We start from the raw sequence: 12310 nt of genomic DNA on the forward strand, positions 1-12310 counted from the left end.
TTCCAAACAAAAATACATGAGATAAAAGGGAGGTCAAAACCAATGAAAAAGAAAAACACCATATTTCGCGCTCTTTTAGCTTCCAGCCTCGCTACTACGCTATTGCTCGCAGGCTGCGGCGGCGGAAGCCAAGAAACAACAGCAATTAAGGATGATGGAGCAAAGCCTGCAGAAGCTTCAGAAAAGGTAGTCCTCACGTTTTGGGATGAAAATGCGGGTCCTGAACGCACGCCATACTATGAGGAACTGATCAAACAATTTGAAGCAGAAAATCCGAACATTGATATTGAGTATGTGGGGATCCCGAATAAGTCCTCCAAGCAAAAGTACGATGCATCGATTGCAGCGAACGACACCCCTGATGTAGGGGGCGTTCAAACCAGCTGGATTGCGGATTTCTCTGCACGTGAAGCCTTGGTGCCGATGGACGAATACTTTAATCAGTGGAGTGAAAAAGACAAGATGAACAAGGGTGCGATTGAGTTCAACCGCTCCGTATCCATTGACGGGAAGTTATACCAGCTGCCAACAATGCAAAATATCGATATTCTTTGGTACCGTCCTGACTGGTATCAAGAGGCAGGACTAAAGGCGCCTGAAAACTGGGATGAGTTCTTTACGGCTGTTGAAAAGATGACGGATAAGGGCCAAAACCGTTTCGGATTTACGATCCGTGGAGGAAAGGGCGGTTCCTTCCAGCTTCAGCGCATGATGTATGCCTACTCCGGAATTGGCGAGTACTTTGATGCCAATGGCAAGAGTACCGTTAACGATCCGAAGCATGTGGAATTTGTAGAAAAGTATTTAGGTATTTATAAAAAATATACGCCAGAGAGCGACATTACCAATGCATATAAGGAAATGATTGCTGGTTTTGATACAGGGGCCGTTGCCTTAGTCCAGCATAATATCGGATCTTTCGGTGAACATAGCAAGGCGTTGCAGCCAGGCCAATATGCAGCGTTGCCTCTTCCTAAAACAGCTGACGGGAAGTATACAGTGGAAGGCGGGAACACAAACGGATACGCGATCTTCAAAACGACGAAGCACCCGGATGAAGCCTGGAAATTTGTCAGCTTCCTAGGGTCGGCGAAGAGCCAAAGCTACTGGAATCAAAAAGTCGGACTCATCCCTACCAACTCTGAAGTATTAAATGAGCAATGGGTAAAGGATGCACAGCATATCCAAACGGCCTTTGCTGTATTGGAAGATCCGAACACTGTGTTTTATAATCCGCCATTCTATCTGCCAGATTATCGTTCGATCCTTGACAATATTGTAGACCCTGGTATCCAAGCCGTAATGAGCGGGAAAAAATCAACTCAAGACTTCCTGGATGAATGGGCAGCAGCCATGGAGAAGTCAAAGCAGCAATTCGATTCCGTCATGAAGAAATAAGCCGGTGAGTTGTCATCGTTGATCTCAAAAAGTCGCCCTCAGCGACTTTTTGAGATGATTCGCAAAGGGAAGATTTTATCTATTCATAAATAAAAGGAGAGATGGACAAATGGAAATCAGACACGCAACGAATCCTGTAGACGCAAAGCACTATACGACAGAAAGATTAAGAAAAGAGTATTTGATTGAAAAGCTATTCGTAGATGGGGAAGTACATATGGTGTATACCCATCATGACCGATTTATCATGGGCGGAGCGATTCCTACGGAGGGGAAACTATACGTCGAGGCAGCAGACCAGTTGAAAACCGAATACTTCTTGGAGCGCCGAGAAATGGGTGTGATTAACATTGGGCACCCCGGAATTGTTCGAGTGGACGGGGAAGATTATGCACTGGATAAGAAAGATTGCCTGTATATCGGAAAAGGCAAGCAGGAAATTACCTTCCAAAGCGCGGATCCTTCCAAGCCTGCACGTTTCTATTTTGTATCATCTCTTGCACATAAGGAATATCCGACCCAAAAGCTAGGCATCGAGAAGGCAGAACCTAATCATCTTGGTTCGGACAGTGAATCCAATAAGCGAACCATTTATAAATATGTTCATGAAGATGGCATCAAGAGCTGTCAGCTCATGCTCGGAATGACTATCCTTGAACCCAATAATATGTGGAATACTATGCCTGCCCACCTTCATGACCGTCGCATGGAAGCGTATCTCTATTTTGATATGGACGAAAATGCAAGAGTATTTCATTTCATGGGAGAAGCGGATGAAACTCGCCATCTAGTCGTAGCGAATGAGCAGGCAGTCATATCGCCAAGCTGGTCTATCCACTCTGGAGTAGGAACAAGCAATTATACCTTCATCTGGGCCATGGCGGGAGAGAACTATACTTTTAAAGATATGGATTTTGTAGAGATGAAAGATTTGAAATAGAAGGGAGGAGCTAATAGATGCAGATTAATCTATGCAACTATTTGGCTATTGCTGAACAGGCTTGTCAAGAGCTGATGAAGACTTATGCGCCAAGTCAATTGCCTCCGGCTAATTCCTGGCATTATCATCAGGGCGTATTTTTATATGGTATGCAAAGAATATGGGAAAAGACAGGAAAAGAGGAGTACTACGAATATATTAAAGCCTATATTGACCTCCTAGTGGATGAGCAGGGAAATTTCCTTTTTGACCGGGACCAGCTCGATTCTATTCAAGTGGGCATTCTACTATTTCCCCTGCTGGAGCGGAGTGGGGAGCGAAGGTATAAAATTGCGGCTGACAAGTTAAGAAGCTTATTCTATACCTTGAATAAAACGTCAGAAGGCGGCTTTTGGCACAAGGACAAATATCCGTACCAAATGTGGCTCGATGGACTTTTTATGGCAGGACCTTTTGCCTTGATGTATAACCAATGGTTCAATCAACCTGAGCTGATTGATCAGGTTTTATATCAGGAAAAGCTAATGAGATCGCATATGAAAGATGAGAAGACCGGCCTGCTTTTCCATGCATGGGATGAAAAGAAGGAAAGACCTTGGGCTGATCCCGCAACCGGATGTTCGCCGGAATTCTGGGGAAGATCGGTTGGCTGGTACGGAACGGCCTTGGTTGATATATTGGAGCTTCTTCCGGAGAAGCATCTAGGCAGGGAAGAGCTTATCCAGACCCTTCAAAATTTTGCCGAGGGATTGGCCAAATTCCAAGATGAGAAAACCGGCTTATGGTATCAGGTGGTGGATAAAGGCGGCCACCCGGACAATTGGCTGGAATCTTCCTGCACAAGCTTGTTTGTCTATACGCTTGCCAAATCCGTCGAGAACGGATACATCGATGAAAAGTATTTGGAAGCAGCCCGAAAAGCCTACCAAGGCTTGCTGGATCATATGATTGTTGCCAACGAAGAGAAATGGACCATGAAAGGGATCTGCATCGGGACATCGGCAGGGGACTATGATTATTATGTATCCCGTCCTACGTCGGAAAACGATTTGCATGGAGTGGGAGCCTTCATTTTGGCTACTATGGCCTTGCAGCAATTGGAAGAAGGAAGGAAGGGATAGAACGATGAACCAGCTGTTTTCATTGGAAGGAAAAACTGCCTTGGTCACTGGCGCCAGAACAGGGATCGGCCAAGCCATTGCCCTTGGATTGGCACAAGCCGGAGCGAATCTGATTTTGCTAGGTCACCAAAATAACATGCAAGATACAGAAGCGCGGATTAAAGAGATAGGCGGAAGCTATGAAACCGTGTTGGTTGATCTCTCTCGGACGGATGAGCTAGCGGGTAAAGCGGAGGAAATCGCTGCTAAGTTTGAAATTGACATTCTAGTGAATAATGCAGGGATTATTCGCAGGCAACCAGCGATTCAGCATTCGATTGAAGACTGGAAAGCCGTTATCGATACAAATTTAAACTCTCTTTTCATTCTAAGCCAGCAGATTGCTAAACCGATGCTGGAGCGAAGAAGAGGCAAGATAATTAACATTGCATCTTTACTGTCCTTTCAAGGAGGAATCAGTGTTCCCGGCTATACTTCAGCCAAGCATGCTGTAGCGGGACTTACCAAGGCATTGGCTAATGAATGGGCAGCGTACGGAGTTCAAGTGAATGCGATTGCTCCTGGTTATATCGAAACCAATAATACGGAGGCTTTAAGGAATGATGAGGAACGAAGCGCGTCCATTCTATCCCGCATTCCGGCCGGGCGTTGGGGAAGGCCGGAGGATCTGGCAGGAGCAGCCGTTTATTTGGCATCCCCTGCATCAGATTACGTGACGGGTCACGTACTTGTTGTTGACGGCGGTTGGATGGCTAGATAGTAAAAGGCAGATACCCTCTCTCATAACTAGTGAGAAGGGTATCTTTCTTCTTAAACGCGTAAAGGGTTTGGGTTGTTAAATCTGAAAAGAGGTGTCGATATGAGCCATTATCAAGTCATTCATCCGGAAGATTCCGTTTTTATTGCCCTAAGTCCGTTAGCGCAAGGAGAAGTCGTTACTATAAATGATAAGTCTATCACGATAAAAAACGATATTCCGTTTGGTCATAAGGTAGCTTTGAGGAACATGAATAAGGGTGAGAACGTCATCAAATTCGGCTATCCCATCGGTAAGGCCAAAGATCCCATTTTGGAAGGGGAATGGGTACATACCCATAATGTACAAACAAACCTCGAAGGCGTATTGGAATACCAATACGAGCCGACTTCAGAAAAGAAGGTAGAGGTAACACCTTCCAATCGAACGTTTCAAGGATACGTACGAAATAATGGGGATGTTGGGATCCGCAATGAAATTTGGATTATCAACACGGTTGGCTGCATTAACAAAACAGCTGAATTGCTGGCTAAAAAGGCAAATGAAATTTATAGGGATGCGAACATCGATGGCGTCTTTCATTTTGCCCACCCCTTCGGTTGCTCTCAATTGGGAGATGACTTGCAGAACACGCAAAAGATTCTAAGCAACCTCGTCCATCATCCGAATGCGGCAAGTGTTCTCGTACTGGGGCTAGGCTGTGAGAACAATTATGTGGCTTTGTTCAAGAAAGTGCTTGGCGATGTGGACGAAGCGCGCGTCAAGTTTCTCGTCAGTCAAGAGGTAGAGGATGAACTAGAGGCAGGCTTGGAGAAGATCGGAGAGTTAGTAGAATACGCGGAACAGTTTGAGAGACAACCGGTTCCTATATCCAGACTTAGAGTCGGACTCAAATGCGGCGGATCCGATGGTTTCTCCGGAATTACGGCAAATCCTTTGGTAGGAGCGTTCTCTGACTTGTTAATCTCTCAGGGAGGCACGACCATCATGACGGAGGTACCGGAAATGTTTGGGGCGGAAACGATCCTGCTGGAGCGTTCTTCGAATGAGGGTGTATTTAACCAAACCGTCGAACTGGTTAATGATTTTAAAAACTACTTTATTAGGCATGATCAAGTGGTCTATGAAAATCCATCTCCAGGTAATAAGGAAGGCGGAATTACTACGCTGGAAGAGAAGTCATTGGGATGCGTGCAAAAGGGCGGATTTGCTGAAGTGACGGACGTTCTGCCGTATGGGGGACGAGTAACCAAACAGGGCTTGAACTTGGTTCAAGGGCCAGGTAATGACCTGGTCTCCGTAACCGCCTTAACGGCAGCGGGGGCACATATTGTTTTATTTACCACTGGGAGAGGGACGCCTTTCGGCGGACCGGTGCCAACAGTGAAAATCTCTACAAACTCCGCATTATATGAGAAAAAGAAGCGTTGGATCGATTTCAATGCCGGCCAGTTAATTGAGGGTAAAGGCATGGACACGCTAAAGCAGGAGTTATTCGATTATATCCAGCAACTGGCCTCCGGGGAGATCAGAACGAATAATGAACAGTATGGGTTCAAGGAAATAGCGATATTTAAAGATGGGGTCATTTTATAGAAGGGGAGAAGGCACGTGCAAAAACTAACCAAGGAAATGATCCCTCAGGATCAGCGTTTTGATCATTTGTCGGAAAAGATCATCCAATTCGGGGAAGGCAATTTTCTCCGAGGTTTCGTTGATTGGATGGTCCATGAATGCAACAAGCAAGGCTTGTTCAATGGAAAAATCGTCGCAATCCAGCCGACCCCGCATGGCAAAGTGGTTCCTAAATTAAACGCGCAAGACGGCTTATATACGCTAGTTCTTCAAGGGATTGAAAACGAGAAGGTCATAGATGAGGTTGAAGTAATCTCCTCTATCAGCCGTGGGATTAATCCCTATGCGGATTGGCAAGAGGTGCTCAAGGTAGCGGAGAATCCTGTCGTTCAATTTGTTTTTTCCAATACGACGGAGGCGGGATTGACTTACCAGAAGGAGGATCTAAACCTTGAACAGAGCCCCCTATCCTATCCGGGAAAACTGACAGCATTCCTCTATCATCGCTACAAGGTTTTAGGAGAATCCAGGGAATCGGGGATGGCTATTTTCCCATGCGAGCTAGTAGAGGGCAATGGGGAACTGCTCAAGGAAATCGTTTTGAAAATCGCGGACGATTGGAACCTTCCTTCTGCATTCAAGTCTTGGGTAACCGAGCACAATCGCTTTTGCAATACGCTTGTGGATCGGATTGTTACGGGATATCCCAAAGACAGCATGGAAGAATTCAGGGATCGTCTAGATTATGAAGATGAACTATTGACCGTGGGAGAGCCATACCATCTCTTTGCGATTGAGGCGGATGAGGAGATAGCCCATGCCTTACCCCTTCATCAAGCGGGACTGAATGTTCACTGGACGGATGTAACACCTTTTCGTGAAGTCAAGGTGAGGATTTTAAACGGTGCCCATACCTTAATGGTACCGGTGGCTCTTCAAGCGGGAAAAGATACGGTGCTGGAGGCAATGGAAGACAAGGTGCTGCGCCAATTCATCTGGAAGGGAATCTATCAGGAGATTTTTCCGATCCTGGACATTCCTATGGCGCAGAAAATGCCTTTTGCTGATTCTGTCATTGAACGATTTTTAAATCCTTTTAACAAGCATTTTCTTAGGGACATCGCTTTGAATTCATTCTACAAATTCAGAACGAGGTTGCTTCCTACCCTACTGGAAACAGTAGACAAGGAAGAAAAGCTGCCTGAAACGATTGTGTTCTCCCTTGCTGCATTACTATCACTCTATCGCGGTCAAAAAACAGGCGATAACGAAATGACGTGCCTACGCGGCGAAGAAATCTATACATTGAGGGATCAACCGGAAGTCGTGTCCTTGCTCAGTGATCTATGGGCAGGGTATCAAGGGGAACCAGAACAGCTGCAAGTTATAGTAGAAAGCATTTTGGGTAAAGAGGCTTGGTGGGGAATCAACCTGAACCAGGTTCCATCTCTTTTTGAATCACTCTATATGCATTTGACCCAGATTCTCCGGTTCGGAATGAAAGAGTCTATTATAAATCTTTTGCAAGGGGAGTAGAGCATGGACGTTGTAACGGTAGGCGAGACAATGGTGCTTTTCGTGCCTAATAGTGTTGGCCCGCTTCGATTTGCGGGTACCTTTGAGAAAACGATTGGAGGAGCGGAATCCAACGTCATGATTGCTCTCTCTAGGCTAGGCCATGACACGGGCTGGATCAGTCGGCTGGGAGAGGATGAATTCGGATTATTTGTCCGCCAGTTCATCCGCGGAGAAGGTGTGGATACTTCCCGCGTTATCTTCGACCAGCAGTATCCCACGGCGGTATTTTTTAAAGAGCGTCAAACTGCGCAGGATCCAAAAATTTATTTTTATCGCAAGGGATCTGCTGCAAGCCAATTGAAGCCGGAAGACTTGGATGAGGACTATATTGCAAGGGCCAAGTATCTGCATTTGTCGGGGATTCTGCCAGCATTGAGCAAATCCGGCAGGGAAGCGTCGTATCGAGCCATTGAGATAGCAAAAAAGCATGGAGTAAAGGTTGTTTTTGATCCTAATATCCGTTTGAAGCTTTGGTCAAAAGAAGAAGCAAAAGAGGTTCTGCTTGACTTGGCCAGCCGATGCGATATTGTGATGCCCGGCATTGAAGAAGGCGAGATACTGATCGGGGAGAATGAACCGGAAAGGATCGCTTCAGCGTTGCTGGATAATGGGGCGAAAGCGGTAGTGATTAAGCTCGGCGAACGCGGGGCATTCTACGCTACCCGTACGGAACAGGAATACGTGGCGGGATATCCTGTCAAGCAAATTGTCGATACGGTAGGGGCTGGAGACGGCTTCGCGGCAGGGTTCTTATCCGGTTTGCTTAGAGGATGGTCCTATACGGATGCAGTACGCCTCGCCAATCGTGTTGGGGCCTTTGCTTTAACCGTGGCAGGAGATGTGGAAGGATACCCCTTTTGGTCTCAGGTCGATCCGAATCGATCAGAACAGGTTTTAAGATAAATTGACTGCAGGAGGATGAAACATGTATTCAAAATTAACCAACTTACAAAAATTGCTGGAAAGCGGTGTTGTAGCGGTCGTTCGGAAAGTATCCCTAGAGCATATGGAGCAGGTAGCTGCGGCTCTGGTGGAAGGGGGGATTACTGCTCTTGAGATTACCGTGGATCATCCCGATTCCTTTGCGGCCATTCATACGCTTTCCCGCCAATTAAAGGACCGGGCGATTGTCGGGGCGGGAACAGTGCTGGATAGCGAGTCGGCAAGGCTGGCCATTCAACAGGGAGCGGAATTTGTATTTAGCCCGAGCCTTCATCCGGATGTGATCAGAACGGCTTTGCGCTATGGCAAGATCGTCGTACCCGGTGTCATGACCCCTACCGAAATGATACAGGCCATGGAGCTTGGAGCGGATATGGTAAAGATTTTTCCGGCTACAGGTCTCGGCGTCAAATACATAAAGGATGTAAAGGGCCCCTTCGCTCATATCCCGATCATCCCGACGGGCGGAGTCAATCTGGATAATGTAGCTTCCTTTATTGAGGCAGGAGTCGTTGCTGTAGGAGTGGGCGGAAACCTGGTCAACCAAAAGGCCATTCTTTCTGGAGATTTTGCGTCCATTACAGAAACAGCCAAGCAATATGTTCAAGCGATTCAAGAAGCGCGTAAGGGGATGTAACTGATGAAGAAGTTTTTAGATGATAACTTTTTGCTGAATAATCCAACCGCGGTTAATCTATATCACGATTATGCGAGTGCCATGCCAATTATCGACTATCACTGTCACCTGAGCCCGCAAGAAATCTATGAAAATAAACGCTACAAAAACCTGACGGAGATCTGGCTTTATGGCGATCATTACAAGTGGAGAGTCATGAGAGCGAATGGGGTGGAAGAAAAATTCGTTACCGGAAATGGAAGCGATTATGAGAAATTCCTAGCCTATGCGAAAACGGTCCCCATGACGATAGGAAACCCTCTATACCACTGGTCTCACTTAGAGCTTCAGCGTTATTTCGGCATCACCGAGCTGCTGAATGAAAAAAATGCTCCGATCATTTGGGAAAAGGCAAATGCCATTCTCAGTGGGGAGGGGTTTGGCGCGAGGGATATTATTCAAAAGTCTAATGTCAGCGTGGTGGTAACCACGGATGATCCTGCTGATACCTTAGAATATCACCAAAAGATTAAAGAAATTGAAGATTTTAACGTCTCTGTGCTACCTTCGTTCCGTCCGGATAAAGGACTGGAGATTAACCGCCAGGGATTTGTGGATTGGCTCCATAAGCTTGAGGAGGTAACCGCGCAATCTGTATATGATTATGACCAGTTCTTGGCGGCGTTGGAATCTCGCGTAAGGTTTTTCCACTCCGTTGGAGGAAGAGTGTCTGACCACGCTTTAGACTATGTCCCATACGCGGAGACAACGAAGGAAGAAGTCGCTGCTATTTATACTAAAGCCCTTCAAGGAAATCGCGTAAGCCTAGAAGATGAAACGAAGTACAAAACTTATACGCTAGTGTTCTTAGGAAAACTCTATCATGAATTGGGATGGGCGATGCAATTTCATATTAATGCTGCCCGCAATAATAACACGAGAATGTTTGGGCAGCTAGGCCCTGATACCGGTTATGATTCTATGAATGACAGCTCGGTTTCCTGCTCGTTAACGCGATTGCTAGATAAGTTAGATTCAGAGAACACGTTGCCGAAAACGATTTTATATTCCTTGAATCCCAATGATAATCCTATCCTTGCTACACTCACGGGATCTTTCCAAGGCGGGGGAATTGCCGGAAAGATCCAGTTCGGAGCTGCCTGGTGGTTCAACGATACCAAGGAAGGCATGCTCCAGCAGATGAAAACCTTGGCGGATTGTGGCCTGCTAAGCCGGTTTGTCGGAATGCTTACCGATTCCAGAAGCTTTTTGTCTTATACAAGACATGAGTATTTCCGCAGAATTCTATGCAATTTAGTTGGGGAATGGGTCGAGAACGGGGAGTTCCCGGATGACCAGGAGCTACTAGGACGTATTATTCAAAACATTTCCTATTATAATGCTAAAGAGTATTTTGGGTTTTAGTATATCAAGAATTGGCTGATCCGCCCGGGATCAGTCTTTTCTTTGTGTTTGCCCAAAGATATGTGAGGGAGAGGTGGATGGATTTGAAGTAAGTGGAGATTCGCCAATTAAACGACCAGATCCTTAAATTTTCTTTCGTTTAGATGGAAAAACGACAACTATTGGCAGTGAAACGGGCAAAATGATAGGATTTAAACTAATTAGATGGCGACTTTCCAACTATTTTAATTTTTTCTAGTTCGATTTTGATTTTTAGTGGCAATTCTCCACTTATTAGGCACGGGATCGGAAAAGTTGAATTTTCACTCCTTAGTCCCGTCTTCAGGACTCCTCCATATAAAAAGGTAGGGTGTCCCAAAAACCTAGTTTTGGGACACCCTCTGTTTGATCTATCTTCGTTATGCTGTGTTGTGGTTTTCAGGGGTGATTTCCTTATTGACCAGATGGAAGAAAGTCATAATGTTTCGGTAGCTTTGGCCCAAGTCTCCGCCCCATCCACGTTTGGCAGACACAACGTCCAAGGCGGTCTGTCTGGGAGATAAGCTGCACACGCTAATGGTAATGTCGTGAACTCCCCATCCTTGTCTCGCCAGAATGGTAATTTCTCCTCTTTCATGGTCCGCATGGACGACTTTCCAATTAGGGAGCTTCTGAAGAGCTTGGGTCACCGCATTCATCACCATATTTTTAGGCAGTTTATGATAAAGCGTTTTAAGCTCTGGGATGGAAGGGGATTCACACGTCTCTTCATAATTCTTCCATAGCCGGGTTAACCATTGGAAGATCGTCATAACATTTCACTCCTCTTTATCGGATGGCTTTCTCCGTTTTAATATCAAAGAAGTGGCACTTGTTCATATCGATGGCTAATTGGATTCGGTCTCCGTGGTGAATCTCCGTTCTATTGTTGATACGAGCGGTGATTTGCGTAGAACCAAGTGTAAAGTAGAGGAAAAGCTCTGACCCCATGTTTTCCACTACATCAATTTTGGCACTAAACGCCGTTTCCGGGAAGGTCTCCAAAAATACGGGTTCATCATGAATATCTTCTGGACGGATTCCTAAGATCAATTCTTCTCCGATATATCCTTGATTGCGCAATATGACGGCCTTTCCATCCGGGATTTGAATTTTTACTTCATTGTTCTTGAAGTAGACTTTGGAATTGTCCTCCACAATTCTTCCTTCCATAAAGTTCATCGCAGGAGAACCGATAAAGCCGGCAACGTATTTGTTTGCAGGGAAATTATAGATTTCCTTAGGCGAAGCAACCTGCTGAATCACCCCGTCATACATGACCACGATACGGTCACCCATCGTCATGGCTTCCGTTTGATCATGGGTAACATAGACGACGGTTGTTTCCAGGCGCTTATGCAGTTTACTGATCTCGGTGCGCATTTGTACGCGAAGCTTCGCATCCAGGTTGGATAGCGGCTCGTCCATCAAAAACACTTGGGGATGTCGGACTATAGCGCGTCCCAAAGCCACGCGCTGCCGCTGGCCGCCGGACAATGCTTTCGGCTTTCTCTCCAACAGGTGCTCCAGGTCCAAAATTTTGGCAGCTTCTTTTACTCGCTTGTCAATTTCCTCTTTTGGCATCTTGCGAAGTTTTAAGCCGAAGGCCATATTTTGATATACATTCATATGTGGGTACAAGGCGTAATTCTGGAATACCATCGCAATGTCCCGATCCTTTGGAGCTACATCATTAACCAATCGGTCACCGATGTAAAATTCGCCTTCCGAAATATCTTCCAATCCGGCTATCATGCGAAGCGTGGTGGATTTACCGCAGCCGGAAGGACCGACGAGCACCAAGAATTCTTTATCAGCTACTTCCAAATGGAAATCTTTTACCGTATCAGGATTATTGCCGTATCTTTTTTTCACGTGATTGAAAGTTAAGCTTGCCATTTTTTAATCCTCCCTGTAATTAAGTTCTAAATTAATAATAA

General features: G+C 45.8%; 11 protein-coding genes. 9 read left to right on the forward strand and 2 right to left on the reverse strand.

Annotated features, from left to right (window positions below):
• Nucleotides 1-42 precede the first annotated feature (42 nt).
• From ABLT31_RS00355 to uxaC, 9 genes are all read left to right on the forward strand, one after another.
• Entirely contained in the window at nucleotides 43-1398 is a 1356-nt protein-coding gene (locus ABLT31_RS00355) for an ABC transporter substrate-binding protein (RefSeq protein ID WP_367747397.1), read from the forward strand.
• Between the two features lie 109 nt (nucleotides 1399-1507).
• Complete coding sequence (gene kduI, locus ABLT31_RS00360; protein WP_367747399.1) at nucleotides 1508-2338, forward strand: 5-dehydro-4-deoxy-D-glucuronate isomerase; 831 nt, start codon at nucleotides 1508-1510, stop codon at nucleotides 2336-2338.
• Between the two features lie 17 nt (nucleotides 2339-2355).
• Entirely contained in the window at nucleotides 2356-3459 is a 1104-nt protein-coding gene (locus ABLT31_RS00365) for a glycoside hydrolase family 88/105 protein (protein ID WP_367747401.1), read from the forward strand.
• A gap of 4 nt (nucleotides 3460-3463) precedes the next feature.
• Nucleotides 3464-4219, forward strand: a complete 756-nt coding sequence (gene kduD, locus ABLT31_RS00370; RefSeq protein WP_367747403.1) for a 2-dehydro-3-deoxy-D-gluconate 5-dehydrogenase KduD — start codon at nucleotides 3464-3466, stop codon at nucleotides 4217-4219.
• A 99-nt stretch (nucleotides 4220-4318) separates the two neighbouring features.
• Complete coding sequence (locus ABLT31_RS00375; protein WP_367747405.1) at nucleotides 4319-5812, forward strand: UxaA family hydrolase; 1494 nt, start codon at nucleotides 4319-4321, stop codon at nucleotides 5810-5812.
• Between the two features lie 15 nt (nucleotides 5813-5827).
• A complete protein-coding gene (locus ABLT31_RS00380; protein WP_367747408.1) occupies nucleotides 5828-7327 on the forward strand; it encodes a tagaturonate reductase in 1500 nt (499 codons plus the stop codon).
• Between the two features lie 3 nt (nucleotides 7328-7330).
• Nucleotides 7331-8272 carry a sugar kinase gene (locus tag ABLT31_RS00385; protein ID WP_367747410.1) on the forward strand — a complete coding sequence of 314 codons (942 nt, stop codon included), beginning with the start codon at nucleotides 7331-7333 and terminating at the stop codon, nucleotides 8270-8272.
• Nucleotides 8273-8294: 22 nt separating this feature from the next.
• Nucleotides 8295-8948: a bifunctional 4-hydroxy-2-oxoglutarate aldolase/2-dehydro-3-deoxy-phosphogluconate aldolase gene (locus ABLT31_RS00390; protein ID WP_367747412.1), complete on the forward strand. Its 654-nt coding sequence runs from the start codon at nucleotides 8295-8297 to the stop codon at nucleotides 8946-8948.
• Between the two features lie 3 nt (nucleotides 8949-8951).
• Nucleotides 8952-10352 carry a glucuronate isomerase gene (gene uxaC / locus ABLT31_RS00395; protein ID WP_367747415.1) on the forward strand — a complete coding sequence of 467 codons (1401 nt, stop codon included), beginning with the start codon at nucleotides 8952-8954 and terminating at the stop codon, nucleotides 10350-10352.
• Nucleotides 10353-10750: 398 nt separating this feature from the next.
• Here uxaC and ABLT31_RS00400 read toward each other — a convergent pair whose 3' ends face one another.
• Together ABLT31_RS00400 and ABLT31_RS00405 are read right to left on the reverse strand one after the other, a co-directional pair.
• Nucleotides 10751-11143 carry a hypothetical protein gene (locus tag ABLT31_RS00400; protein WP_367747418.1) on the reverse strand — a complete coding sequence of 131 codons (393 nt, stop codon included), beginning with the start codon at nucleotides 11141-11143 and terminating at the stop codon, nucleotides 10751-10753.
• A gap of 16 nt (nucleotides 11144-11159) precedes the next feature.
• Nucleotides 11160-12269, reverse strand: coding sequence for an ABC transporter ATP-binding protein (locus ABLT31_RS00405; RefSeq protein WP_367747421.1), 1110 nt, complete (start codon nucleotides 12267-12269; stop codon nucleotides 11160-11162).
• Nucleotides 12270-12310: the final 41 nt, after the last annotated feature.

It is taken from the genome of Ammoniphilus soli (assembly GCF_040813775.1).

Coding starts and splice junctions, on each gene's coding strand:
- ABLT31_RS00390 (WP_367747412.1), top strand. CDS start 8,295: ATGTATTCAAAATTAACCAACTTACAAAAATTGCTGGAAAGCGGTGTT.
- ABLT31_RS00355 (WP_367747397.1), top strand. CDS start 43: ATGAAAAAGAAAAACACCATATTTCGCGCTCTTTTAGCTTCCAGCCTC.
- ABLT31_RS00365 (WP_367747401.1), top strand. CDS start 2,356: ATGCAGATTAATCTATGCAACTATTTGGCTATTGCTGAACAGGCTTGT.
- ABLT31_RS00405 (WP_367747421.1), bottom strand. CDS start 12,269: ATGGCAAGCTTAACTTTCAATCACGTGAAAAAAAGATACGGCAATAAT.
- ABLT31_RS00375 (WP_367747405.1), top strand. CDS start 4,319: ATGAGCCATTATCAAGTCATTCATCCGGAAGATTCCGTTTTTATTGCC.
- ABLT31_RS00385 (WP_367747410.1), top strand. CDS start 7,331: ATGGACGTTGTAACGGTAGGCGAGACAATGGTGCTTTTCGTGCCTAAT.
- kduI (WP_367747399.1), top strand. CDS start 1,508: ATGGAAATCAGACACGCAACGAATCCTGTAGACGCAAAGCACTATACG.
- ABLT31_RS00400 (WP_367747418.1), bottom strand. CDS start 11,143: ATGACGATCTTCCAATGGTTAACCCGGCTATGGAAGAATTATGAAGAG.
- kduD (WP_367747403.1), top strand. CDS start 3,464: ATGAACCAGCTGTTTTCATTGGAAGGAAAAACTGCCTTGGTCACTGGC.
- uxaC (WP_367747415.1), top strand. CDS start 8,952: ATGAAGAAGTTTTTAGATGATAACTTTTTGCTGAATAATCCAACCGCG.